Source organism: Streptomyces sp. NPDC008121 (assembly GCF_042957155.1).
GTDB lineage: Bacteria > Actinomycetota > Actinomycetes > Streptomycetales > Streptomycetaceae > Streptomyces.
Genome location: NZ_JBIBHT010000010.1, coordinates 189,394 through 213,988, shown reverse-complemented (window position 1 = coordinate 213,988; position 24,595 = coordinate 189,394). Strand labels below are relative to the sequence as shown.

General features: G+C 72.0%; 25 protein-coding genes and 1 tRNA gene. 16 read left to right on the top strand and 10 right to left on the bottom strand.

The features are described from left to right. Nucleotides 1-47 precede the first annotated feature (47 nt). From ACFZBD_RS30330 to ACFZBD_RS30315, 4 genes are all read right to left on the bottom strand, one after another. A complete protein-coding gene (locus tag ACFZBD_RS30330; RefSeq protein WP_391145794.1) occupies nt 48-908 on the bottom strand; it encodes an S-methyl-5'-thioadenosine phosphorylase in 861 nt (286 codons plus the stop codon). 131 nt (nt 909-1,039) lie between these two features. Continuing rightward, complete coding sequence (locus ACFZBD_RS30325; RefSeq protein WP_391145792.1) at nt 1,040-1,381, bottom strand: FmdB family zinc ribbon protein; 342 nt, start codon at nt 1,379-1,381, stop codon at nt 1,040-1,042. A 68-nt stretch (nt 1,382-1,449) separates the two neighbouring features. After that, nucleotides 1,450-2,676, bottom strand: coding sequence for an MFS transporter (locus ACFZBD_RS30320; RefSeq protein WP_391146142.1), 1,227 nt, complete (start codon nt 2,674-2,676; stop codon nt 1,450-1,452). Between the two features lie 453 nt (nt 2,677-3,129). Further along, entirely contained in the window at nt 3,130-4,728 is a 1,599-nt protein-coding gene (locus tag ACFZBD_RS30315; RefSeq protein WP_391145790.1) for a potassium/proton antiporter, read from the bottom strand. Between the two features lie 260 nt (nt 4,729-4,988). Between ACFZBD_RS30315 and ACFZBD_RS30310 the strand changes: the two genes are divergently transcribed. After that, a complete protein-coding gene (locus tag ACFZBD_RS30310; RefSeq protein WP_391145787.1) occupies nt 4,989-7,796 on the top strand; it encodes a penicillin acylase family protein in 2,808 nt (935 codons plus the stop codon). Nucleotides 7,797-7,837: 41 nt separating this feature from the next. On the opposite strand, the gene ACFZBD_RS30305 is transcribed toward ACFZBD_RS30310, so the two are convergent. After that, on the bottom strand, nt 7,838-8,419 hold the full coding sequence (locus ACFZBD_RS30305) for a 5-formyltetrahydrofolate cyclo-ligase (protein ID WP_391145784.1): 582 nt from the start codon (nt 8,417-8,419) through the stop codon (nt 7,838-7,840). A gap of 134 nt (nt 8,420-8,553) precedes the next feature. Between ACFZBD_RS30305 and galU the strand changes: the two genes are divergently transcribed. The 7 genes from galU (at nt 8,554) to ACFZBD_RS30270 (ending at nt 14,101) form a co-directional block, all read left to right on the top strand. Next, nucleotides 8,554-9,456, top strand: a complete 903-nt coding sequence (galU, locus tag ACFZBD_RS30300) for a UTP--glucose-1-phosphate uridylyltransferase GalU (protein ID WP_391145782.1) — start codon at nt 8,554-8,556, stop codon at nt 9,454-9,456. A gap of 130 nt (nt 9,457-9,586) precedes the next feature. Then, entirely contained in the window at nt 9,587-10,846 is a 1,260-nt protein-coding gene (gene glp / locus ACFZBD_RS30295) for a gephyrin-like molybdotransferase Glp (protein ID WP_391146139.1), read from the top strand. A gap of 57 nt (nt 10,847-10,903) precedes the next feature. After that, nucleotides 10,904-11,395: a cyclic pyranopterin monophosphate synthase MoaC gene (gene moaC, locus ACFZBD_RS30290; RefSeq protein WP_391145780.1), complete on the top strand. Its 492-nt coding sequence runs from the start codon at nt 10,904-10,906 to the stop codon at nt 11,393-11,395. Between the two features lie 206 nt (nt 11,396-11,601). Then, nucleotides 11,602-12,126, top strand: a complete 525-nt coding sequence (locus ACFZBD_RS30285) for a molybdenum cofactor synthesis domain-containing protein (protein ID WP_391146136.1) — start codon at nt 11,602-11,604, stop codon at nt 12,124-12,126. Further along, nucleotides 12,123-12,755 (top strand): GNAT family N-acetyltransferase, encoded by a 633-nt coding sequence (locus ACFZBD_RS30280; protein WP_391145776.1) that lies wholly within the window; start codon nt 12,123-12,125, stop codon nt 12,753-12,755. Before ACFZBD_RS30285 ends, ACFZBD_RS30280 begins: the two co-directional genes overlap by 4 nt. A gap of 153 nt (nt 12,756-12,908) precedes the next feature. Then, the gene (gene glpR, locus ACFZBD_RS30275) at nt 12,909-13,973 is read left to right on the top strand and encodes a gephyrin-like molybdotransferase receptor GlpR (RefSeq protein ID WP_391145773.1); all 1,065 of its coding nucleotides are present in this window, start codon (nt 12,909-12,911) and stop codon (nt 13,971-13,973) included. Nucleotides 13,974-14,024: 51 nt separating this feature from the next. Further along, nucleotides 14,025-14,101: transfer RNA gene (locus tag ACFZBD_RS30270), tRNA-Ala, on the top strand. Nucleotides 14,102-14,289: 188 nt separating this feature from the next. Here the strand turns inward: ACFZBD_RS30270 and ACFZBD_RS30265 are convergent. Beyond that, nucleotides 14,290-14,601 (bottom strand): hypothetical protein, encoded by a 312-nt coding sequence (locus ACFZBD_RS30265; RefSeq protein WP_391145770.1) that lies wholly within the window; start codon nt 14,599-14,601, stop codon nt 14,290-14,292. Nucleotides 14,602-14,955: 354 nt separating this feature from the next. On the opposite strand from ACFZBD_RS30265, the gene ACFZBD_RS30260 reads away from it, so the two are divergent. Next, complete coding sequence (locus ACFZBD_RS30260) at nt 14,956-15,360, top strand: hypothetical protein (RefSeq protein ID WP_391145768.1); 405 nt, start codon at nt 14,956-14,958, stop codon at nt 15,358-15,360. Nucleotides 15,361-15,491: 131 nt separating this feature from the next. Here ACFZBD_RS30260 and ACFZBD_RS30255 read toward each other — a convergent pair whose 3' ends face one another. After that, the gene (locus tag ACFZBD_RS30255; protein WP_391145764.1) at nt 15,492-16,097 is read right to left on the bottom strand and encodes a DUF6461 domain-containing protein; all 606 of its coding nucleotides are present in this window, start codon (nt 16,095-16,097) and stop codon (nt 15,492-15,494) included. A 61-nt stretch (nt 16,098-16,158) separates the two neighbouring features. Between ACFZBD_RS30255 and ACFZBD_RS30250 the strand changes: the two genes are divergently transcribed. Both ACFZBD_RS30250 and ACFZBD_RS30245 read left to right on the top strand, forming a co-directional pair. Beyond that, nucleotides 16,159-16,767: a hypothetical protein gene (locus ACFZBD_RS30250; protein ID WP_391145761.1), complete on the top strand. Its 609-nt coding sequence runs from the start codon at nt 16,159-16,161 to the stop codon at nt 16,765-16,767. A gap of 182 nt (nt 16,768-16,949) precedes the next feature. Continuing rightward, nucleotides 16,950-17,294: a hypothetical protein gene (locus tag ACFZBD_RS30245; protein WP_391145758.1), complete on the top strand. Its 345-nt coding sequence runs from the start codon at nt 16,950-16,952 to the stop codon at nt 17,292-17,294. A gap of 70 nt (nt 17,295-17,364) precedes the next feature. On the opposite strand, the gene ACFZBD_RS30240 is transcribed toward ACFZBD_RS30245, so the two are convergent. Next, nucleotides 17,365-18,366 carry a trypsin-like serine peptidase gene (locus ACFZBD_RS30240; RefSeq protein WP_391145756.1) on the bottom strand — a complete coding sequence of 334 codons (1,002 nt, stop codon included), beginning with the start codon at nt 18,364-18,366 and terminating at the stop codon, nt 17,365-17,367. 129 nt (nt 18,367-18,495) lie between these two features. After that, the gene (locus ACFZBD_RS30235; protein ID WP_391145753.1) at nt 18,496-18,975 is read right to left on the bottom strand and encodes a GNAT family N-acetyltransferase; all 480 of its coding nucleotides are present in this window, start codon (nt 18,973-18,975) and stop codon (nt 18,496-18,498) included. 50 nt (nt 18,976-19,025) lie between these two features. Between ACFZBD_RS30235 and ACFZBD_RS30230 the strand changes: the two genes are divergently transcribed. After that, a complete protein-coding gene (locus ACFZBD_RS30230; RefSeq protein WP_391145751.1) occupies nt 19,026-19,823 on the top strand; it encodes an exodeoxyribonuclease III in 798 nt (265 codons plus the stop codon). A 169-nt stretch (nt 19,824-19,992) separates the two neighbouring features. Here ACFZBD_RS30230 and ACFZBD_RS30225 read toward each other — a convergent pair whose 3' ends face one another. Further along, nucleotides 19,993-20,613, bottom strand: coding sequence for a MerR family transcriptional regulator (locus ACFZBD_RS30225; RefSeq protein ID WP_391146134.1), 621 nt, complete (start codon nt 20,611-20,613; stop codon nt 19,993-19,995). A gap of 214 nt (nt 20,614-20,827) precedes the next feature. On the opposite strand from ACFZBD_RS30225, the gene ACFZBD_RS30220 reads away from it, so the two are divergent. The 4 genes from ACFZBD_RS30220 to ACFZBD_RS30205 all read left to right on the top strand — a co-directional run bounded on the left by ACFZBD_RS30220 (nt 20,828) and on the right by ACFZBD_RS30205 (nt 24,433). Next, a complete protein-coding gene (locus ACFZBD_RS30220; RefSeq protein WP_391145748.1) occupies nt 20,828-22,348 on the top strand; it encodes an NAD(P)-binding domain-containing protein in 1,521 nt (506 codons plus the stop codon). Next, nucleotides 22,345-23,244, top strand: coding sequence for an alpha/beta fold hydrolase (locus tag ACFZBD_RS30215; RefSeq protein WP_391145745.1), 900 nt, complete (start codon nt 22,345-22,347; stop codon nt 23,242-23,244). Before ACFZBD_RS30220 ends, ACFZBD_RS30215 begins: the two co-directional genes overlap by 4 nt. Further along, nucleotides 23,241-24,131: a short-chain dehydrogenase/reductase gene (locus ACFZBD_RS30210; RefSeq protein WP_391145743.1), complete on the top strand. Its 891-nt coding sequence runs from the start codon at nt 23,241-23,243 to the stop codon at nt 24,129-24,131. The genes ACFZBD_RS30215 and ACFZBD_RS30210 overlap by 4 nt, the downstream gene beginning before the upstream one ends. Nucleotides 24,132-24,241: 110 nt before the next feature. Further along, entirely contained in the window at nt 24,242-24,433 is a 192-nt protein-coding gene (locus ACFZBD_RS30205; protein WP_391145740.1) for a hypothetical protein, read from the top strand. Nucleotides 24,434-24,595: the final 162 nt, after the last annotated feature.

Genomic DNA, 24,595 nt, shown 5'->3' with positions numbered 1-24,595 from the left:
ACGCCCGTCCCCCCCACAAACCGGCAGTCGGCCCGCCCCACCCTGCCTCAGGGAAGTTCGATCCCCAGGTCCCACCCGTCGTGCGCATGCGTGCAGAGGCAGTCCCGGTCCGCCGTGTCCGGCAGTGCGCCCACCGCGTCGAACAGCACCTCCCGCAGCCGCTCCACGTTCTCGCCGAAGACGCGCAGCACCTCCGTGTGGGAGACGCCCTCGCCCGTCTCGGCGCCCGCGTCCAGGTCCGTGACCAGCGCGAGCGAGGTGTAGCAGAGCCCCAGCTCCCGGGCGAGGATCGCCTCCGGGTGCCCTGTCATCCCGACCACGGACCAGCCCGCCGCCGCGTGCCAGCGCGACTCGGCGCGGGTGGAAAACCTGGGCCCCTCGACGACGACCATGGTGCCGCCGTCCACCGCCTCCCAGCCCCGCCCGCGGGCCGCCTTCAGCGCCGTCCGCCGCCCGTCGGGGCAGTACGGGTCGGCGAAGGTGGTGTGGACGACGTTCGGCACGGCGCCGCCCCAGGCGTCGGGCAGCGGCTCCCCGTCGAAGTACGTCTGCGCCCGCGTCTTCGTCCGGTCGACCAGCTGATCCGGTACGACGAGGGTGCCGGGGCCGTACTCCTCCCGCAGGCCGCCCACCGCGCACGGCCCGAGCACCTGCCGCACGCCCACCGAGCGCAGCGCCCACAGGTTGGCGCGGTAGTTGATGCGGTGGGGCGGCACCGTGTGCGTGCGGCCGTGCCGGGGCAGGAACGCGACCCGCCGTCCGGCGATCTCGCCGAGGAAGAGGGAGTCGCTGGGGCTGCCGTACGGGGTGTCGACGGGGACCTCCGTCACGTCCTCCAGGAAGGAGTAGAACCCCGATCCGCCGATCACGCCGATGCCCGCGTAAGCCGTGTTCGCCTCGTTCGCCATGACGATCACACTAACGGGCGCCGGGCTGCCGGTCCCGGAACGGCGAAAGCCCCACCGCGGTGGGCGGTGGGGCTTGCGTCGGATGTGCGTGGAGCGGCCACCCGCCGAGGCGCGGGGGCGGTGCTTCCCGCTCAGGCGGCCGAGCTGGAGCTGCTGGAGCCGGAAGAGCTCGACGTGCTCGACGTGCTGGAGGCCGTGCTCGACGACGCGGCCGGCTTGGCGTCCGAGGACGACGCGCCGGAGGAGGGGGCCGAGGCCGGCTTGGACGTCGAGCCGGGCGTGCTGCTGGACGACGAGCCGCGGCTGTCGTTGCGGTAGAACCCGGAGCCCTTGAACACGATGCCGACCGCGGAGAACACCTTCTTCAGGCGTCCCTTGCAGTTCGGGCATTCGGTCAGCGCGTCATCGGTGAACTTCTGCACCGCCTCGAGGCCCTCGCCGCACTCGGTGCACTGGTACTGGTAGGTCGGCACTTGTCTTCCTCCTGGCACTCACACTCATCGAGTGCTAACGACGATCCATAGTGACGTATTCCGCGGGATCAGTCCACCGTCACCGGCACTCGGTGACCGATACCACGTGCGGCGAGTCGCCCGGGCGCCCGGGGTGCCAGGCGGGAACGCAGCGCGAGGAGGGTGGCCAGGGCGAGGGCGGTGCCGGCCAGCGGCACCAGGAATCCGGTGCTCGCGCCGTGCGCGTCGGCCAGGCGTCCGGCGACGGTCACGGCGGCGGCCTGGCCGAGCGCGACGGCGCCGGTGAGCCAGGTGAAGGCCTCGGTGCGGGCGGTGGCCGGGACGAGGGTCTCGACGATGGTGTAGCCGGTGATCAGGGCCGGGGCGATGCACAGGCCGACGAGGAGGCCGAGGGCGGCGAGCAGCGGCACGGAGTGGACGGACCAGAGCAGCGAGGCCGCCACGGTGAGTCCGGCGTAACCCAGGATCAGGCGCTTGCGCGGACCGATCTTCCAGGCGATGGCACCGCAGGCGATGCCCGCGAGCATGTTGCCGGCCGCGAAGACGCCGTAGAGCAGGCCGTTGGCGCCGGGGTTCCCGATCTCCTCGGAGAAGGCGGTCAGGGAGACCTGCATGCCGCCGAAGACGGAGCCGATGCCCAGGAAGGCGACGGCGAGGACCCGTACGCCGGGGATGGAGAGCGCCGAGACGCGCGCTCCGGCGCCGGCGGCGGCCGCCAGGCCGTGGACGGGCTGGGTGCGCCGCTGGGCGGCGAAGAACAGGCCGCCGAAGAGCGTCAGCGAGGCTTCGGCGATCAGACCGGCGGCGGGGTGGACGCCGGTGCAGAGCGCGGTCGCGAGGACCGGGCCGACGACGAAGGTGAACTCGTCGGTGACCGATTCGAAGGCCGCGGCCGTCGGCATCAGGGGCGAGCCGTCCAGCTTCGCCGCCCACCGGGCCCGGACCATCGGGCCGACCTGCGGCACGGAGGCACCGGCCGGCACCGCGGCCAGGAACAGCGCCCACAGGGGCGCGCCGGCCAGGGCGAGCACGGTGAGGGTGACGACGGCGGCGGCGTGGATCAGGACGCCGGGGACCAGGACGGCCCGCTGGCCGAAGCGGTCGGCGAGCTTGCCGCTCTGCGGGGCGAACATCGCCATGGAGACGCCGGTGACGGCGGCGACGGCGCCGGCGCTGCCGTACGAGCCGGTGGTGTGCTGGACGAGCAGGACGATGCCGATCGTCAGCATCGCGAACGGCTGCCGGGCGGCGAAGCCGGGGAGCAGGAAGGACAGCGCGCCGGGGGTACGCAGCAGCTGTCCGTAACCGGCAGCCTTCCGAGCCTTCGGAGCCTTCGTGGCCTCGGGGGCCTTCGTGTTCCGCGAGGCCTCGCCGGCCTGGCCGGCGATGCTGTTCTCATCGGCCAGGCCGGCCCTGGCCGTCACCGCCGTAGCGGTCGTCGAAGCCGTCGCAGTCGTCGCAGACGCCTCAAGCGTGTCAGAAGTGACCGTGGACACCACGGTCCTTGCCTTTCTGCCGCCTGGTAGCGCGCCCCGTGCACGGTGGTGCGGGTATCGCCGAGAGCTGTCCTCATGCGCGGAACTGCGGTAGATGCCGAGCCCAGCCCTTTTGCGGGGGGTCGACCGCCATACGGTCGCGCCAGCTCTGCGTCAGGCAGAGTTGGTTCGATCTAAGTGTGCCTTCATGGTACAGGGAAGGGCGCCTTCCCGCCTGGGAAAACGCCCACCCTTCGCAATCCGTGCCTGTGATTAACCGGACGTTCGCTTGCGGTTGCGCCGGCGCGCGCCGTCCTCGCCGTGGCCCTCGCCGCTGCCGTGGCCGAGCCGCGACCCCGCGCCGAGCCGCGAGCCCGCGCCGGGTCGTGCGCCGGCGCCGAGCCGCCGGTGCGCGGTGACCGCCGTGGAACCGCCGGTTCCCAGCCATCCGGCCAGCTTGCCGCCCTGGCCCACGGCCCGCAGCCGCCGCTCGGCGGCGTCCCGGACCGGGTCGGTGGCGACGACGAGGAGTTCGTCCCCGCGCCGCAGGACCGTGGTCGGACCGGGTACGAAGCTTTTGTCGTCCCGGACGACCAGGGTGACCGCCGCTCCGGCCGGGAGGCGCAGCTCCGCGACCTCCACGCCGTGCATCTTCGACCCGGCCGGGACCGCGACCGACAGCAGGTGCCCGCGCAGCCGCTCCAGCGGCGCCGACTCGACGCCGAGGTCGGCCGCCTCCGACGAGGCGCCCAGCTTCAGGGCACGGGCCAGCCAGGGCAGGGTCGGCCCCTGGACGAGGGTGTAGACCACGACCAGGACGAAGACGATGTTGAAGACGCGTTCGCTGCCTTCGATGCCGGAGACCATGGGGATGGTGGCCAGGATGATGGGGACGGCTCCGCGCAGGCCGGCCCAGGACATCAGGGCCTGTTCCTGCCAGGGGATGCGGAACGGCAGCAGGCTGAGCAGGACCTCCATCGGCCGGGCGACCACCGTCAGGACCAGGCCGATGATCACCGCCGGCCAGAAGTCGTCGACCAGCTGGGAGGGGGTCACCAGCAGGCCGAGCAGGACGAACATGCCGATCTGCGCGATCCAGCCGAGCCCCTCGGCGAAGCCGCGGTTGGCCGGCGCGTGCGGCAGCCTGGCGTTGCCGAGCACCATCGAGGCGAGGTAGACGGCGAGGAAGCCGGAGCCGTGGGCCATCGCGCCGGCCGCGTACGCCACGACCGCGATGGCCATGACGGCGATCGGGTAGAGGCCGGAGGCGGGCAGGGCCACGTGCCGCAGCCCGAAGGAGCCGACGAAGCCGACCGCCAGGCCGATGGCCGCGCCGATGGCCAGCTCCAGGGCGATCTCGCCGACCAGGACGTACCAGCCGTCGACCGGGCCGACCGTCGAGAAGGCGACGACGAGGATGACGACGGGGGCGTCGTTGAAGCCGGATTCGGCCTCCAGGACGCCGGTGACCCGGGCGGGCAGCGGCACCTTGCGCAGGACGGAGAAGACGGCGGCGGCGTCGGTCGAGGAGACGACCGCGCCGATGATCATCGCCTGGCGCCAGTCGAGGCCCACCAGATAGTGCGCGGCGGCCGCCGTGATGCCCACGCTCACCGCGACGCCGACCGTCGACAGCACGACGGCCGCGGGCAGCGCGGGTTTGATCTCCCTCCACTTCGTGCCCAGGCCGCCCTCGGCCAGGATCACGACCAGGGCGGCGTAGCCGATCACCTGGGTCAGTTCGGCGTTGTCGAAGGCGACGTTGCCGATGCCGTCCTGCCCGATGGCGATCCCGATCCCGAGGTACAGCAACAGGCTGGGGAGCCCGCTCCGGGACGAGATCCGCACCGCCGCGACAGCGATGAGCAGCACGAGCGAGCAGATGAGCAGGAGTTCGTTGAGCTGGTGGACAGTCAGTGGCCGATCCTTCCCCTCGCATGCAGCCGGATCGTTCCTCCAGCAGCCGACACTTCGTTACCTTACCTAATCTTTAACGTTTCCTTGACGCCGTCCCGCCGCCGCCCGACGGCTCCCCGCGGCCGCTCTCACCGACACCGCGTCCGGGCCGCCGCGCCCCTGCGCCTAAGGTTGCTCCCGTACTCCAGGACCACCCTGCCCCTCGAAGGACAGCGATGCCCTCCAACACGACCGCGCCCCCCGCGAAGAAGAAGGGGCGACGCGCCCGCCTGATCGTGCTCGTCCTGGTCCTCGCGCTGGTCGCGGGCATCGGGTACGGCGGGTACTGGGGCGTCAGCACCGTCCGGGCCTCGTTCCCGCAGACCACGGGGACGATCCGGCTCGACGCGCTCTCCGGCCAGGTCGACGTCAAGCGGGACGCGTACGGCGTCCCGCAGATCTACGCCGACACCGAGGCCGACCTCTTCCGGGCCCAGGGCTACGTCCAGGCCCAGGACCGCTTCTACGAGATGGACGTCCGGCGCCACATGACGTCGGGGCGCCTCTCGGAGATGTTCGGCGACAGCCAGGTCGACACCGACGCCTTCCTGCGCACCCTCGGATGGCACCGGGTCGCGCAGCAGGAGTACGACAAGGTCCTCACGCCGGAGACGAAGAAGAACCTCCAGGCGTACGCGGAGGGCGTCAACGCCTATCTCAAGGACCGCGACCCGTCCGACGTCTCCGTCGAGTACGCGGCGCTCGCCTTCTCCCACGAGTACACGATCGAGCCCTGGACGCCGGTCGACTCGGTGGCCTGGCTCAAGGCGATGGCCTGGGACCTGCGCGGCAACATGCAGGACGAGATCGACCGTTCGCTGATGACGAGCCGGCTGAGCCCGGAGCAGATCAAGCAGCTGTACCCGCAGTACCCGTACGAGCTCCACCAGCCGATCGTCGACAAGGGCGCGGTCGACGAGGACAAGGGCGAGTTCGACCCGGGCGCCGAGGCGAACGGCACCGGCGACGGCACCACGGACGGCAGCGGGACGGACGGCGACGGGACGAGCGGCAGCGGGACGAGCGGCGACGGGACCGGCGGCGGCTCGGGCACCTCCCCCAACGGCTCCGCCGGCGACGCGCTCCAGGGGATGCGCTCGCAGCTCGGCGACCTGTCCGAGTCCCTCGACGCGATCCCCGCCCTGCTCGGCCCCAACGGCAACGGCATCGGCTCGAACTCCTGGGTCGTCTCCGGCCGCTACACGACCTCCGGCAAGCCGCTGCTCGCCAACGACCCGCACCTCGCGCCGCAGATGCCCTCCCTCTGGTACCAGATGGGCCTGCACTGCCGCTCGGTCTCCGCGACCTGCCGCTACGACGTCGCCGGGTACACCTTCTCCGGCCTGCCCGGTGTGATCATCGGCCACAACGACTCCATCGCCTGGGGCTTCACCAACCTCGGCGCCGACGTCACCGACCTGTACCTGGAGAAGGTCAGCGGCGAGGGGTACCTGGTCGACGGCCGCACCAAGCCGTTCACCACCCGCCAGGAGACGATCAAGATCGCCGGCGGCGGCACCCGCCTGATCACGATCCGCTCGACCGGACACGGCCCCGTGGTCTCCGACCGCTCGGGCGAACTGGAGAAGGTCGGCCAGACGGCCCCCGTCGGCAACGCCGCCCCCGACCGCGGCAGCGGCTACGCCGTCTCCCTCCAGTGGACCGCCCTGCAGCCCGGCACCTCCATGGACGCCGTCTTCGAACTGAACCGCGCCAAGGACTTCCAGCAGTTCCGCACCGCCGCGAAGAAGTTCGAGGTCCCCTCCCAGAACCTGATCTACGCCGACACCTCCGGCAAGATCGGCTACCAGGCGCCCGGCAGGATCCCGGAGCGCGCGAAGGGCGACGGCACTCTCCCGGCGCCCGGCTGGGACTCCGCGTACAAGTGGAAGGGCTACATCCCCTACGAGGAGCTGCCCTACGAGGAGGACCCCGACCGCGGCTACATCGTCACCGCCAACCAGGCCGTCGTCGACGGCTCGTACCCGAACCTGCTGACCCGGGACTGGGGCTACGGCTCGCGCAGCCAGCGGATCAACGACCTCATCGAGTCGAAGATCAAGGACGGCGGGAAGATCTCGCCGGACGACATGCGGACGATGCAGATCGACAACCGCAGCGAGATCGCGACCCTGCTCAACCCGCTCCTGCTGAAGATCGACATCTCCGATCCGTACGTCCGCGAGGCGCAGAAGCTCCTGGAGGGCTGGGACTACACCCAGGAGCCCGACTCGGCCGCCGCCGCGTACTTCAACGCGGTCTGGCGCAACGTCCTCAAGCTCGCCTTCGGCGACAAGCTGCCCAAGGAGCTGCGGGCCGAGGGCGACTGCATCAACGTCCGCCCGGCCGACTCCACCGGCCCGGTCGACGAGCAGAACAAGCTGGTGCGGGAGTGCGGCCAGCGGGACGCAGAATCGGCGCAGCCGGACGGCGGCGACCGGTGGTACGAGGTGGTCCGCCCGCTCCTGAAGGACGCGGACAACGCCTGGTGGAAGACCGAGGCCAACCGCACCGACCAGGCCACCGAGAACCGCGACCAGCTCCTCGCCCGCGCCATGGAGGACGCCCGCTGGGAGCTGACCGCCAAGCTCGGCAAGGACGTCTCCACCTGGAGCTGGGGCCGGCTGCACCAGCTGACGCTGGAGAACCAGACCCTCGGCACCGCGGGACCCGGCTTCGTCCGGTCGATGCTCAACCGCGGCCCGTGGAACCTCGGCGGCGGGGAGGCCGCGGTCAACGCGACCGGCTGGAACGCGGCCGGCGGCTACGAGGTCGTCTGGGTGCCGTCGATGCGGATGGTCGTCAACGTCGGCGACTGGGACAGGTCCCGCTGGATCAACCTGACCGGCGCCTCGGGGCACGCGTACCACTCGAACTACTCCGACCAGACCGACAAGTGGGCGAGGGGCGAGCTCCTCGACTGGCCCTACGGCAAGGCGGCGGTCGACGCCGCGACCCAGGACACGCTGGTCCTGAAGCCCTGAAGCGGCGGTCAGCCCTGCAGCCCTGACGGCCGCGCGGGGGGTTACGGCGTGAAGCGCCGGGCCCCCTCCGGGGTCACCACCGCGTGCACGGGGTGGTCGTGCGGTTCCTCCGGGACCCGGGCGACCACCTCGTCCGCATAGAGGAGCACCACCAGCGCCGGATCGGCCCCCGCCCGCGCGAGCCGGGCGAGGACCCGGTCGTACGACCCGCCGCCCCGGCCGAGCCGCATCCCGCGCTCGTCGACCGCGAGCCCCGGCAGCAGCACCACATCGGCCGCGCACACCGCCTCGGGACCCAGCCGCGGACCCGTCGGCTCCAGCAGGCCCCGGCCCGCCTTCGCCAGCCCGTCCGCGCCCTCGTACACGGCCCAGTCCAGGTCGTTGTCGGGCAGCAGCACCGGCAGCAGGACACGCACCTCCCGCGCCCGCAGGACGTCCAGCAACGCGCGCGTGCCCGGTTCGCGGCCCACCGACACATAGGCGGCGACGGTCGACGCCCCCGCCATCTCGGCCAGTTCCAACGCGCCCCGGGCGAGCCGCTCGGCAGCCGCGTCGGTGTCCTGGCGGCTCAGCAGCGCGCGGGCGGCGAGCAGCCGCCGGCGCAGGTCGATCTTTCCGGACATCTCATCCTTCGCTTCCGACTCGCACGGACGCACGCGGCCTCACGAACCTCTCGTACCGGGCCCTATCCACAGGAAGTCGATACGAGCCATGGAGCCCCATCTTCCTCTCAAACCGAACGGCTAAGGTGCTCCGCATGACTCAGTCGCTCCCCAGGATCAGCAAGGCTGTCATCCCCGCCGCGGGCCTCGGCACCCGGTTCCTCCCGGCTACGAAGGCGACGCCGAAGGAGATGCTGCCGGTCGTCGACAAGCCGGCGATCCAGTACGTCGTCGAGGAGGCCGTGAAGGCCGGCCTCGGTGACGTGCTGATGGTCACCGGCCGCAACAAGCGTCCCCTGGAGGACCACTTCGACCGGAACTACGAGCTGGAGGAGGCGCTGACCCGCAAGGGCGACGGGGAGCGGCTCTCCAAGGTCCAGGAGTCCAACGACCTGGCGACCATGCACTACGTCCGGCAGGGCGATCCCCGGGGTCTCGGACACGCGGTCCTGTGCGCCGCCCCGCACGTGGGCGACCAGCCCTTCGCGGTGCTGCTGGGCGACGACCTGATCGACCCGCGGGACCCGCTGCTGTCGCGGATGGTGGAGGTCCAGGAGCGGGAGGGCGGCAGCGTCGTCGCGCTGATGGAGGTCGAGCCGTCGCAGATCGGGCTGTACGGCTGCGCGGCGGTGGACGCGACGGTCGACGCGGACGTGGTGAAGGTGCGGGACCTGGTGGAGAAGCCCGATCCGGGCGAGGCGCCGAGCAACTACGCGGTGATCGGCCGCTATGTGCTCGATCCGGCCGTTTTCGGGATACTGCGCGAGACCGAGCCGGGCCGCGGCGGAGAGATCCAGCTGACGGACGCGCTGCAGAAGCTGGCGCAGGACGAGCGGGTCGGCGGGCCGGTGCACGGGGTGGTGTTCAAGGGGCGCCGTTATGACACCGGTGACCGTGGGGACTATCTGCGTGCCATTGTCAGACTCGCGTGCGAACGTGAAGACCTGGGGCCGGACTTCCGGGCCTGGCTCCGCAGTTACGTCAGCGAGGAGATGTAGCACCTTGAGCAGCAGTACGGCACCGGCGTCCAGCGATCCTTCGGGCGACTCGGCCCACGGCCCGGCGGGTGATGCGGCCCACGGCCCGGCGGGCGACGCGTGCGGCGGGCCGTCGCACGGCCTGTGGTCCGTGGACGCGCACCTGGCCGACATCCTCGCGGCGGTCTCCCCGCTCGAGCCCATCGAGCTGCAACTGCCCGACGCCCAGGGCTGCGTCCTCGTCGAGGACGTGACGGTGCCGGTCGCGCTGCCCCCCTTCGACAACAGCTCGATGGACGGGTACGCGGTCCGGGTCGCCGACGTCGCCGGGGCCACCGAGGAGTTCCCCGCCGTACTGACCGTGATCGGCGACGTGGCCGCGGGCGCCGACGGACTGCCCGTCGTCGGCCCCGGTCAGGCCGCCCGGATCATGACCGGCGCCCCGCTGCCGCCCGGCGCCGAGGCCGTCGTCCCGGTCGAGTGGACCGACGGCGGCACCGGCGGGGGAGCGGCGAGCGGCATGCTCTCCGCCAGCTCCGCCCCGGAGGGCGCGGGCGGCGAGGTCCGCGTCCACCGCCCCGCCGAGGCGCGGGCCCATGTCCGGGCGCGGGGCAGCGACGTCCAGGCGGGCGACCTGGCCCTGGAGGCCGGGACGGTCCTCGGGCCCCCGCAGATCGGACTGCTCGCCGCGATCGGCCGCGGCACCGTGCGGGTGCGTCCCCGCCCCCGTGTGGTCGTGATCTCCACCGGCAGCGAACTGGTCCAGCCCGGCGAGGAATTGGGCCAGGGCCAGATCTACGACTCCAACAGCTTCGCGCTCGCCGCCGCCGCCCGCGACGCCGGGGCCATCGCCTACCGCGTGGGCGCCGTCACCGACGACGCGGAGAGCCTGCGCGCCGCCATCGAGGACCAGCTGATCCGGGCCGACCTCCTGGTCACCACGGGCGGGGTGAGCGTCGGCGCGTACGACGTCGTCAAGGAGGCGCTGACCGCCGACGGGGAGGTCGACTTCCGCAAGCTGGCCATGCAGCCCGGCAAGCCCCAGGGTTTCGGCACGATCGGCCCCGAGCACACCCCGCTGCTCGCCCTGCCGGGCAATCCGGTCTCCTCGTACGTCTCCTTCGAGCTGTTCGTCCGCCCGGCGATCCGCGCCCTGATGGGCCTCGACGACCTGCACCGCCCCCGGGTGCGTGCCGTCCTCAAGGCCGACCGGGCGCTGACCTCGCCGGCCGGCCGGCGCCAGTTCCTGCGCGGGACGTACGACGCCGAGTCGGGCACCGTCACTCCTGTGGGCGGCGCCGGCTCCCACCTGATCGCCGCCCTCGCGCACGCCGACGCCCTGCTCGTCGTACCGGAGGAGCGGGAAGCGGTCGAACCCGGCAGTGAGCTGGAAGTGGTCCTCATCGGCTGAGGAGGGCCCGGTGGCGGTAGCGTGGCGTTCCACACAGCGACCGGGAGCGTCACAGCCATGAGCACGCAGCAAGGACTCACCCACATCGACGAGGCGGGTGCGGCCCGCATGGTCGACGTCTCCGCGAAGGACGTGACCGCGCGGACCGCGCGCGCCAGTGGCCGCGTCCTCGTCTCGCCGCGCGTGATCGAACTGCTGCGGGGCGAGGGGGTCCCCAAGGGCGACGCGCTCGCCACCGCCCGCATCGCCGGGATCATGGGCGCCAAGAAGACCCCCGACCTCATCCCGCTCTGCCACCCGCTCGCCGTCTCGGGCGTGACGCTCGACCTGACGGTCGCGGACGACGCGGTCGAGATCCTGGCGACCGTGAAGACCACGGACCGCACGGGCGTCGAGATGGAGGCCCTGACGGCGGTCTCGGTGGCCGCGCTGACGGTCGTCGACATGATCAAGGCGGTCGACAAGGGCGCGGTCATCTCCGACGTGCGGGTGGAGGAGAAGACCGGCGGCAAGTCGGGGACGTGGACCCGGGCGGAGCAGGGGTCATGACGGCCGCGACGGATCTCCCCGACGGCGGGGCGACGGGCCTCACCACCGCCGAGGAGCCCGCGGGCCGGGCGGCGGCCGTGCCGCGTGTGCGGGCGGGGCGGGTCTCCGAGTCGCACCACGGTCCCTCGGACGAGGGCCGGGGGGACCGGGCCGGGCACGCGGGCGCCGAAGGGGACGTTCCCGCTCCGGCGCCGGAGGTCCCCGGCCTGGGCGGCGCCTTGTCGGCCCCGTACGCCGCCCTCGTGGTGACGGCCTCCAACCGTGCCGCCGCCGGCGTGTACGAGGACAAGGGCGGGCCGCTGCTCGCCGAGGGCCTGCGGCGGATGGGCTTCGCCGTCGACGGACCGCAGGTCGTCCCGGACGGCGAACCGGTCGGTGCGGCGCTGCGGGCCGGGGTCGAGGCGGGCTACGACGTCATCCTCACCACCGGCGGCACCGGCATCTCGCCGACCGACGCGACCCCCGAGGTCACCCGCCGACTCCTCGACCACGAGATCCCCGGCATCCCGGAGGCGATCCGCGCGTACGGACGGGAGAAGGTCCCGACCGCCGCCCTCTCGCGCGGGCTCGCGGGGGTCGCGGGCGGCACGGTGATCGTGAACCTGCCCGGCTCGACGGGCGGGGTGCGCGACGGCCTCGCGGTCCTGGAGCCGCTGCTCGTCCACGCCGTCGACCAGCTCCGGGGCGGTGACCACCCGAGACCGGAACCGGATCCGGGCCGGGCGTCGTGATCTCGCCCTGGCCCGTGGTCCTGGCGGACGGCGACGTGGTCCTCCGCCCGATAAAGCTGCGCGACCAGCGGGAATGGCGCGAGGTGAACCGGCGCAACCGCGACTGGCTGCGCCCCTGGGAGGCGACCGTGCCCCCGGTCGCTCCGGGCGGCCCGGTCGCGCAGCGCCCCACGTACCGGCAGATGGTCCGCCATCTGCGCGCCGAGGCCAACGCGGGCCGGATGCTGCCGTTCGTGATCGAGTACCAGGGGCGGCTGGTCGGCCAGCTCACCGTGGCGGGGATCACCTGGGGTTCGATGTGTTCGGGACACGTCGGCTACTGGGTGGACAGCGCCGTGGCCGGGCGGGGCGTCATGCCGACGGCGGTCGCGCTCGCGGTCGACCACTGCTTCCGGGTGGTCGGACTGCACCGGATGGAAGTCTGCATTCGGCCCGAGAACGGCCCCTCGCGCCGGGTCGTGGAGAAATTGGGATTCCGGGAGGAAGGGCTGCGGCCCCGTTACCTCCACATCGACGGGGCGTGGCGGGACCATCTCGTCTTCGCCCTCACCGTCGAGGAAGTGCCCGAAGGGCTGCTGCGCCGCTGGCAACGGACGCGTCGGCAGCAGTCGGCGAACCCGGAGAAATAAAAAAGATGTTCGAATTCGATCGACACTCGACCACTGATCGAACGTCAATCGATCCGAACAATCACAAAAAAGTTCAGTGATATCAGGCAGATCGTGCGACACACCGGGCCAATTGGCCGATGCCCTCGCGCGAACCCCTCTACCGTGTGAGACGTGAGCAGCAGCGGCCTCATCTACGCAGTCATCGTCGGGGCCTGGGCCGCCTACCTGGTGCCGATGTGGCTCCGCAGGCAGGACGAGCTCAACGAAGCCCGTCCGACGGAACGCTTCAGCACCGCCATCCGGCTGCTGTCCGGACGGGCGGGAATGGAGCGCCGGTACGCCAAGGAGCTGAGGGACCGGGACCGTACGGCGGACGACGCGGTACCCGACGTGGACCCGGACGCGGCGACCGAGCATCTCAGCTCGGTCGACGTCCGGGCCTTCTCCGCGCCCGCGGCCAGGACGGAAGCCCGCCTGGAGCTTCCCGACCCCGCCCCGGCACCGGCCCAGGCCCAGGCCCGGCGCTCGTCGAAGGCGGCCGCCGAGCGCGCCCGGCGCGGCAAGGTCCTCGCCCGGCGCCGGCGCACGACGGTGGTCCTCTTCCTCGCCTTCACCCTGGGCGCGATCGTCGCGGCCGTCGGCGGCCTGGCGTTCCTCTGGGCGCCCGCCGTCCCGGCGGTCCTGCTGAGCGCGTACATCGTGCATCTGCGCACCCAGGAGCGGCGGCGGTTCGTCTACGTCATGGACCGGCGCCGCGCCGAGGCGGCGGCCGCGCGCCTGCGCGAGAGCCGCCCGCAGCGCCGGCAGGCCCCGGCCGAGCCGGACGGCGACACGTCCCGCCCCGAACCGGAACCGGCCCCGGCGGTCTCCCCGCAGGAGGCCGGCCGCCGCGCGCTCGTCGAGCAGACGGACCACGCGGAGTGGGTGGACCAGCAGCGCGAGCGCGGCCCGGCCCGCGGCGACAGCTGGGACCCGGTCCCGGTGCCGCTGCCCACCTACGTCACGGCCCCGGTCGCTCCGCGCGCGACGGGCGGCGTCGACATCACGGACCCGGAAACCTGGAGCTCGGCCCGCTCCTCCACGGCGGCGACGGACCCGACCCCGGCCCCTTCCCCCACCCCGCCCCCGGCCCCCCGCCAGCGCACTTCCCCCAACCCCCGCACCCGCGACGGCGGCCGCACACCCCTCTTCGACCAGTACGCGGACGAGGACCGCCCGCGCGCGGCCAACGAGTGAGGCGGATTTCCGAGTACGCCGATCGGGATGCTAATGTTTCACACGTCGCAAGGGCCTGTGGCGCAGTCTGGTAGCGCACCTCGTTCGCATCGAGGGGGTCTGGGGTTCAAATCCCCACAGGTCCACCAGCGGCAGTTCTCGAGTAGCCCTCGAGAATCGTCACGAGATCCCGCTCAGCCGAGAGGCTGGGCGGGATCTTGGCGTTTGGCTCGGATCATCGATGGTCCGCGAGCCGCGGTAGGTCACCGAGTCGTCACCAGGGTCCACCGCGAAGCACCCGCATCCGAACGGCAGTAGCCGCGCCCGGGCGGCCTCGTCAGCATCGGTAGCCGTGGGGAACCTGGAGCAGCGCAACGAAGATCCACACCATGACCGCCCCGCCGGCCATGCCGCCCAGAAGGGCGACCGGCAGGCTCCGCCGCCCTACGTACCCGATGAGCACCCCCCACCACGCCGTCGCGATGATCGTGAGCAGGGCTCCGTAGAAGATCAACGCAAGCCCGTTGGCCGCGCCGTTCACCCCGACGTCGCACGCCCGCCAGACGGCTGCCAGCAGTACCGACCCGAGCACACCGGTGGCCACACCGGCCACGGGGGCGACCACACAGCCCCACTGCCCCCGCGTCACTTCCGGTTCCTGACCTGCGGGACGTTCTCGCCATGCTGTACTCCCGCACGCAGGAAACTCGGCAGCGACTGGTACGGCCCGCCGAACAGCATCGTGAGTCGCTGCCCGGTACGGCCGGACCGCTCAAGCTCTCGGCACAAGCCGTTGGTCCACAACGTCGTGTAGGAGTTCGCCACGTCAGCACAGTAGGCGCGACCACTGACAGTCTCCGTCCCCGAAGGTCGATGTCAGTACGTCATGGGATCCTCACGGCCATGAACAGGGAGCAGTTCCGAGCAACCCCGTGATTCCCACAGGGCACAGCCTGAGCTGACCCGCCGTAACCGCTGCGCAGCTTCTCTCCGGAAGGCCATCATGAGCTGGGACGTGCTCCTCCTTCGCCTGCCCGACGGCGTCACCTCGGCGCAGGACATCCCCGCCGACTACGCCCCGGACCCGCTCGGGACGCGACTCGACGTCCTCGCGGCCGTCACCCGGGCCGTCCCAGGTGTTGACCTCTCGGATCCCGCCTGGGGCGAACTGTCCAGCCCCACGTGGTCCGTCGAGTTCAACATCGGCTCGGAAGACCCGGTGGATTCCGTCATGCTCCACATCCGGGGCTCCGGCGACGACGTGCTGACGCCTGTCCTCCGGCTTGCCGAGGCCCTGCGGTGCAAAGCGCTCGACTGCGCTCAAGGAGCGGTGCTCACTTCGGGGCAGACGTCGGGCTGGCATGCTTTCCAGCAGTTTCGCGATCGAGTGGTCGGGACCTCCCAGTGAGGCGATGGGCCGTGCACGCCGGCCGCGTAGGCCGGGCGGATCACCCGTGCGCGCACGGGGACTTCCGGTCCCCCTACGCCACTTCGAGGGCACCGCTCGGCTTTGCCTGATGCCTGGAGGGCGTCAGTGCGCTACCGAATGCGTACGGTGGCGCAGGTGAACGTCGTGTCCCGGAGCAGCGCCGGGGTGACGGCGACGTCCGTCAGATGCTCGGCCAGGGCGAACGCCGCGGGTGAAGACAGATCCGTCTCCGGATCGTCCTCTTCGAGATGGAAGCCGATTCGTTCCATGGCACCGAGGAGTTCGTCGGGCGCGTTGCCCCACCGGTCCTCGGGGAACATGGGGTCGAAGCACAGGCGCAGCACCTGGTTCTCCGCGTGGAGGAACGTGCCGACGCCGTTGATGTTGACGAAGTGGGAGACCCAACTCGTCCCGGCGGAGGCCGGCAGTGCTCGCTCCTCGGTGACCCCGAGGTAGCCATTGGGTTCGATCAGCAGTGTCCAGTCACCCGCGGTCGTCATGGCGAGCAGCTGCCGGTCCCCCTTCTCCAGGTCGTACTGGGCGAAGGCGGCGTCGACGACCGCGGATATGCCTCGCAGGGGCGCCTCCGGCCGTCCTTCGAGCCGGGACGTCACCTCGGCGGGCGTCAGATCCCGCACCAGAGTGAAGCAGTACGCCTCGGCGATGTCCGGAAAGTCTTCCTCGAACCAGGCGTAGTCCGCTGCGGTCGTCGTCATGCCGCCCATTCTCGCCCCGCGTCCGACAGCGGACGGCACCCGGTGGCCGGCGGAGCGGGAAATGGAACCGGATGCCGCCCTGCATGTGGGGAACTACCTGAACGGGGCCGGCAAGGCTCTCGACCTCGATGTCGACAGGATGCTGAGCGACGAGGGCGACGCGGTCCTTCGGGACGTGTCGGCGGCGACGCGCGGCAGGCAGGAGGACGAGTGGCGCCGCCAGGCACTGGACGCTTTCGCGCAGTCGGGCGGCAAGCCCGTCGCGCTCCCCGTGGAGACCGCGGGTGAGGGATACACCCACGACAAGGGTCCGGACGGCACAGCGAACTGGTATCTGGCCGTGGGCAGCGCCATGACGAACACCACGGGGGTCGTGACGGCGGTGCCGGGGCCGGATGGCAAGCCGCAGGTCACCATCGACTATCAGGTCAATGTGTGGGACCGGTACAACTGGGACCCCGGGAAGGTCACGCCCATCGGGCCGACCACGGTGACCGACGCCGATATGGCCCGCATGCATACGACGGGGCAGGCCAGGGAGTTCGACATGAGGGGAAGCAGTTCCGTGCAGCAGCACGACATGAGTACGGGTGGCGCCTGGCCCGAGCCGAAGGAACCAGGACGGGACGGCACGCGTACCGACATCGGCCGGAACGGAGACGCCCGGTGAGGCTGGAGCCGCGGAGCGGGTGGCGTCCGGCGGTCGTCGGCGGGGTGGGCGTGCTTGCCTCGTTGGTCGTCGGGTGTTCGGGGGTGGGTGGGAACGGCGGTCCGGTGGCGGATCGCTCGTCGGGGGGAGTGGCGCACTGGGCGGCCGGGGCCACCGTGGAGTCGGTTGCCGGGACGCTGCGTGTGCGCGTGCCCGCGGGGGCGACGGAGGTGAAGGCGGCGCACTGGGAGGGGCTGCAGGACGACGGCTTGATCCTGGCGTTCGTCCTTCCCGAGGACGAGGTGGACGAGTTCGTCGCCCAGTTGGAGCCGGAGCGACCGCTCGGCCTGCGGGAGCGGCCGCTCGCCCGGAACACCAACCCGTCGACGCCGTTCGCGCATCTCGGGTTGCCGGAGCCCGATCTGCTGGCGGGGGTCCGCGAGGGGCAGGTGTGCGCGCCGTGCGAGGGCGAGCTCGCCTGGTTGAAGGTCGCGGTGGCACGGGTCGACGACCGCAGCAGCCGGGTCTATCTCAGCGGTGTCGACTGAGTACCGGCCGACGCCCTCGGTGCAACCCATGGGATCCCGTGCGTTGCGCCGAGCGCGTCGTGACGAGGGGTCAGGACGTCTGGGCCCGGTCGTACAGGGCCTTCGCGTCGTTGCCGAAGTACGGGCCGAACATGCGGTTGGGCAGGAAGGTGTAGCCGAAGCTGTTCACCGAGACCTGGAGGCCCGTGCCCGTCGCCTCGTTGAAGCCGGTGAACCAGGGGCCGCCGCTGGAGCCGCCGGTCATGTTGCAGCCGAGGCTGTGGTCCTGGGAGAAGAGGAAGTCCTTCGAGGAGTTCCCCGAGCAGTGGATCAGCCTGGTGCCGTCGTAGGGCGACGCGGCCGGGAAGCCGAAGGCGTACATCGGCTTGTTGTAGCCGCCGTTGAACTGGATGCCCTGGGCGCCGGTGACCGCGGTGAGTTTCTGGCCGTTCAGGGGGGCCAGGACCGCCGCGCCCACGTCGTAGTTGATGTCCTCGCTCGCCTCCCACTGCGGGGTGGTCAGCAGCTTGGTCGCCGTCCACCGGCCGTACGGCGCGTTGCCGTTGTCGTACGCCGGGACGAAGACCCAGTCGGTGTGCCAGGCGCCCTGGTACTTCACGCAGTGCCCCGCCGTGATCACCGTGCTCGCGTTCTGGCTGGTGACCGCGTTGCCGGAGCAGGAGGCCGTACGGCCCTGGAGGGTGAAGAAGACCCGCCCCGAGGTCTTCACGACCGCTCCGCCGCCCGTCCACGGGCCGCCCGCCTGCGGGAAGGCCCTCGGTGACACGGCGGCGGCGGACGGGGCGCCCGGGGCCGCCGCGGCGGTGGGGGCGATCGTCGTCGGGGTGGCCGCGCCGGCGACCCGGGCGAGGGCGCCCGGGGCGGCCGTCAGGTCCAGGGGGGTCGCCGCGCGCATGCGGGCGGGGGTCCAGAAGTCGGTCGCCCGCTGCTGCTCCGCCGCGCCGACCGAGCGGGCGGCCGGCGCCTCGGCGCCCGGCGCGGGGGCCGCCTGCGCCGTCGTCGCGGACAGGGCGGCGGTGAGCAGGGTTCCGACGGACAACAGGACGGCTGCGGCTGTGCGATGGCGTCTCACGCATGTCTCCTTCTGCCGGGGCAGGTGGGGGATGAGAACGGTGCGGATCGACGTGCGTGAGGCAGCGTGCCAGAAGGGACGTGACTTGTCAGGACCGTGTCACGGTTCTGGTGCCAGGAGTGTCGGAAATCAGATCAGCGGCTTGGCGAAGCAGCGGCTGCTCTCGTATGCGCGGTAGTGGCCGAACTTGGCGCACGGTTCGTAGCCGCTCGACCGGTAGAGCGCGATGGCCTCCGGCTGCATGTCGCCGGTCTCCAGGACCATCCGCGTCCGGCCGGCCGCCCGCGCGTCCGCCTCCAGAATGGCCAGGACCCGCCGGGCGAGGCCGAGGCCGCGCGCCTCCGGGACGACGTACATCCGCTTCAGCTCGGCGTCGCCGTCGGAGTACCCCTCCTCGTTCTCGTCCTGCGTCCGCCAGCCGCCGGTGGCGACGGGGCGGTCCAGGGGGTCGTACGCGAGGAGGTAGAGGCCGGCGGGCGGGACGAACATGCCCGCGTCCAGGGGGGTGGCATCGCCCTCGTCGCCGTAGCGGACGGCGTATTCCAGCTGGACGGCGTCGTTGAGCTTGACCGCGTCAGGGTGGTCATACGGCGTGGGGCGAATATCCATGCGGAGTATCGTACATGTATGCGGACCCGTGGCGTCGGTATTCTCCCGGGATGCTCACTGTGACGTCCGTCAATGTCAATGGTCTCAGAGCCGCCGCCAAGAAGGGGTTCGTGGAGTGGCTGGCCGGCACCGCCGCCGACGCGGTCTGCCTCCAGGAGGTGCGCGCCGAGGAGTCCCAGCTCCCGGCCGAGGTCCGTGCCCCGGAGGGCTGGTTCACCGCGCACGCCCCGGCCGCCGCCAAGGGGCGCGCGGGCGTCTCCCTCTACACCCGGCGCGAGCCCGACCAGGTGCGGATCGGTTTCGGGTCGAGCGAGTTCGACGGCAGCGGCCGCTATCTGGAGGCCGACCTGCCCGGCGTCACCGTCGCCAGCCTCTACCTGCCCTCGGGCGAGGTGGGCACCGAGCGGCAGGACGAGAAGATCCGTTTCATGGACGCGTTCCTGCCCTACCTCAAGGAGCTGCGGGAGCGCGCCGCCGCCGACGGGCGGGAGGTCGTCGTCTGCGGCGACTGGAACATCGCCCACCACGAGGCCGACCTCAAGAACTGGAAGGCGAACCGGAAGAACGCCGGCTTCCTCCCCGAGGAGCGCGCCTGGCTGACCCGCGTCCTCGACGAGGCGGGGTACGTCGACGTGGTCCGCGCCCTCCATCCCGACCAGGAGGGGCCGTACTCCTGGTGGTCGTACCGCGGCCGCGCCTTCGACAACGACGCCGGCTGGCGCATCGACTACCAGATCGCCACCCCCGGCCTCGCCGGGCGGGCCGTGAAGGCGTGGGTCGAGCGGGCCGCGGCCCACGGCGAGCGGTGGAGCGACCACGCGCCCGTCACCGCCGTCTACCAGCCCTGACGCGTCAGTCCTGACGCGTCCGGGGCGGGGGTGCGGGCCGGGGGTACGGGCCGGGGGTGCGCGCCCCTCGCGCGGGGGGTGCGCGCCCCTCGCGCCCGACCCCCGGGGCGCCCGGCGCCGCCTTCAGGAGTGGTCCCTGAGTCGGCCCCCTCGCGCCCGCCGCCCCCCTTCAGGAGCGGTCCCTGAGCCGCCGGTCGAGCGCCATCGACAGCTCCGCCTCCACCACGCTCTTCGCCAGCGGTCGCAGCCGCTCCACGTCCTTCTCCTCCGCGTGGGTCCGCAGCAGCTCCGTGAAGAGGGCCGCCATCGCGTCCGCGTGCGCGCGCACCGCCCGGCCCGCCTCCAGGACCGCCGCCAGCGGGACGCCCTCCTTCACCAGGGCCGCCGAGACGTCCAGCAGGCGGCGGCTGATGTGGACGATCGCGTCCCCGTCGGTGGCGAGATAGCCGAGGTCGAGGGCGGCGAGCAGGTTCTCGGGGGTGACCTCGCCGGCGAAGTAGTCGGCGAGCTCCTGCGGGGTGAGGCGGACGGGCTCCTCCTCGGACGGTTCGCCGAGGCCGAGGACCTCGCTGACGTCCTTGCCGCTCTCGAAGGCGGTGTTGAGGTCGGCGATGCCGTTGAGGGTGTGGCCGCGTTCCAGCAGGGCGGCGATCGTACGGAGTTTGGCCAGGTGGTGGTCGTCGTACCAGGCGATCCGGCCCTCGCGGCGGGGTGGCGGGATCAGGCCGCGCTCGCGGTAGAAGCGCAGGGTGCGCACGGTGATGCCGGCGGCGGCCGCCAGCTCCTCCATGCGGTATTCGCGCACGCCCCTCGCCCCGTCCGTCACCCGGCCGTCTCCCCGGTCCGTCGTCCGCTCCGATCGTTCTGCCACGCCCGCCAGCCTATGTCGTACCGCCGGTAACTTTCCCTTGCCCAACCCCTACCGCTCGGTAAGGAGCTGCTCTACGCTCCCAACCGTGCCAGTGATTGCTGGCGGAATCTTGGCCGGGCGCACGGGAGGCGGCATGGCGAAGCACGAGCATGTACGAGTGGCGGTGATCGGATCGGGTTTCGGTGGCCTGGGAGCGGCCGTCCGGCTGCGCCGCGAGGGAATCACCGACTTCGTCGTCCTGGAGCGGGCCGACTCCGTCGGCGGCACCTGGCGGGACAACAGCTACCCCGGCTGCGCCTGCGACGTCCCCTCACACCTCTACTCCTTCTCCTTCGCGCCCAACCCCGACTGGCCGCGGACCTTCTCCGGCCAGCGCCACATCCGGGCCTATCTGGAGCACGTCGCCGACACCTTCGGGATCCGGCCGCACCTGCGCCTGAACCACGAGGTGCGGGTCATGCGGTGGGACACCGACGAACTGCGCTGGGAGATCGAGACCAGCGGGGGCTCCTTCACCGCCGATGTCGTCGTCTCGGCCACCGGACCGCTCTCCGACCCCAAGATCCCCGAGATCCCCGGGCTCGCCGAGTTCCCCGGCAAGGTCTTCCACTCCGCCCGCTGGGACCACGACTACGACCTCGCCGGCAAGCGCGTCGCCATGATCGGGACCGGCGCCTCCGCCATTCAGATCGTGCCCGCCATCCAGCCTGAGGTCGCCCGGCTGACCCTCTTCCAGCGCACGCCCCCCTGGGTGATGCCCCGCATGGACCGCGCCATCACCGGCCCCGAACGCTGGCTGCACCGCGCGCTCCCCTCCACCGCGACCGCCCGCCGGGGCCTCCTCTGGGGCATCCGGGAGCTGCAGGTCAGCGCCTTCACCAAGCGCCCGAACGAGCTCGGCCTCGTCGAATCGCTCGCCAAGGCCAACATGGCCCGCGCCGTCAAGGACCCGGCCCTGCGGGCCAAACTCACCCCGTCGTACCGCATCGGCTGCAAGCGCATCCTGCTGTCCAGCGAGTACTACCCGGCCCTCACCCGCCCCAACGTCGACGTCGTCGCCTCCGGCCTCCGCGAGGTCCGCGGCTCGACCGTCGTGGCGGCCGACGGCACCGAGACCGAGGTCGACGCGATCATCTTCGGTACGGGCTTCCACGTCACGGACATGCCGATCGCCGAACGGGTCGTCGGCGCCGAGGGGAACACCCTCGCCGAGTCCTGGAAGGACGGCATGGAGTCGCTGCGCGGCGCCACCGCCGCCGGCTTCCCCAACTGGATGACGATCATCGGCCCCAACACCGGCCTCGGGAACTCCTCCATGATCCTCATGATCGAGTCCCAGCTGAACTACATGGCCGACTACCTCCGCCAGCTGGACGTCCTCGGCGGCCGCGCCGCCCTCGCCGCCCGGCCGTCCGCCGTCGGCGCCTGGAACCGCACGGTGCAGGCGCGGATGGAGCGGACCGTGTGGAAGGCGGGCGGCTGCAGCAGCTGGTACCTCGACGCCAACGGCCGCAACACCACCCTCTGGCCCGGCACCACGGCCGAATTCCGGCGCGAGACGCGCCGGGTCGACCTCGGCGAGTACGAGGTCCTGCGCCCCGCCCCCGCGGCGGACCCGCGGCCCACCCACGCGACGAAGGAGATCGTCACATGAGCCGGCCCGCGCACCCCCGGGAGCTGACCGCCGTCTCCGCCGACGGCTCCCGGATCCACATCGAGGTCCACGGGCCCGAGGGCGCCCCCGCCGTGGTCCTCGCCCACGGCTGGACCTGCTCCATCGCCTTCTGGGCCGAGCAGATACGGGAGCTCTCCACCGACCACCGGGTCATCGCCTACGACCAGCGCGGCCACGGCCGCACGCCCGTCGTCGGCCGCTCCGGCTACTCCACCGAGGCCCTCGCCGACGACCTCGAAGCCGTCCTCGCCGCCACCCTCGCGCCCGGCGAGAAGGCCGTCCTGGCGGGGCACTCCATGGGCGGCATGACCCTCATGGCCGCCGCCCGCAGGCCCGGCTTCCGGGAGCACGCGGCCGCCGCCCTGCTCTGCTCCACGGGACCGGCCCGGCTGACGGCCGAGTCCCTCGTCCTCCCGCTGCGGGCGGGCGGACTGCGGACCCGGCTCACCCGGACGATCCTCGGCGCGAAGGCGCCGCTCGGACCGGTCACACCCGTCTCCAAGAAGATCCTCAAGTACGCCACCATGGGCCCCGGTTCCTCGCCCGCACGGGTCGACGCCTGCGCCCGGATCGTGCACGCCTGCCCCCGGCAGGCCCGGGTCGCCTGGTCACACGTACTGGGTGAGCTCGACCTCGACGAGGGGGTACGGGGCCTCGACCTGCCCGTCGCCGTGCTCTACGGCACGGCCGACCGGCTCACCCCACCCGTGCACTCGCGCGCCATGGCGCAGGCCCTGCCCCGGTGCGTCGGGGTCGTCGAACTCGCCGGCGTGGGACACATGACGCCGGTGGAGGCACCGGAGGCCGTCACCGCGCGGATCCGTGACCTCGTCACCACGTACGCCAACGAAGTCCGGCTGAAGGAGGACGTGTGAGCAGGGTGAGTCTGGAAGGACAGGTCGCGGTCGTCACCGGAGCGGCGCGGGGCGTCGGCGAACTCCTCGCCCGCAAGCTCTCCGCGCGCGGCGCGCGGATCGCGCTGGTCGGCCTGGAACCCGAGGAGCTGAAGGCGGTCGCCGGCCGGCTGCACACCGAGGCCGACTGGTGGCACGCGGACGTCACCGACCACGAGGTGATGGCCCGAGTGGCGGCCGAGGTGAAGGAGCGCTTCGGCAAGGTCGACATCGTCGTCGCCAACGCGGGCGTCGCGGCGGGCGGTCCCTTCGTGGACTCCGACCCGGTCGCCTGGCGGCGGGTCATCGAAGTCAACCTGATCGGCGGGGCGGTGACCGGCCGCGCGTTCCTGCCCGTCCTGATGGAGTCCCGCGGCTACTTCCTCCAGATCGCCTCGCTCGCGGCCATCACCCCGGCGCCGATGATGACGGCGTACTGCGCCTCCAAGTCGGGCGTCGAGGCCTTCGCGCACAGCCTGCGGGCCGAGGTCGGCTACAAGGGCGTGCGGGTCGGCGTCGGCTACCTCTCCTGGACCGACACCGACATGGTCCGGGGCGCGGACCGGGACGACGTGATGAAGGAGCTGCGGCAGCGGCTGCCCTGGCCGTCCAACCGCACGTACCCGCTCGGCCCCGCCGTCGACCGGATCGTGGCCGGCATCGAGCGCCGTGCGCCGCACGTGTACGCCCAATGGTGGCTGCGCGGGATGCAGTCGGTCCGCGGCTATCTCCCGGGGCTCATCGCCACCGTCGGACAGCGCGAGATGCGGCGCTTCGAGCCCCGGCTGGCCGGTGTCTCCAAGGGTCTGGTGGGCGCGGGAGGGGCGGCCGACGAGCAGGAGCGCACGGAGGGCACCCGCCAGGGGTAGTTGCGGAGGGTATTGATCGAAATGCGTGGAGTGTTCCGGCGTGTCACGCTGGTCGAGGCCCAGGGGGCGACAAGCCCCCTCCCCTTACACCCCACCTGGAGTGAATCTTCATGGGCAAGGCAGAGCAGTTCAAGGACCGGGCGCAGCAGGCGACCCAGCAGGCGAAGCAGAAGATGACGAACGCGAAGGACGAGGCGTCCGAGCGGGCGTCGCGTGCGAAGAGCGGCCGCTCCGAGGAGGAGATCCGCCGGTCCCAGCAGGTGGACCGCGACCGCCGCGAGCAGGACCGCGACGTCGTCTGACCTCGTCTGACGTCGTCTGACGTCGGTCTGTCGGAAGGCGCACCCGGGACGCCGGGTGCGCCTTTCGCGCGTCGTACGCACGGGCGGGGGCAGGGCCGCGCGGGGGCGGTTCCGCGCCGTGCGAACGGGGGTGACCGGGGGAGCGATGCCGCGTACCTTGGC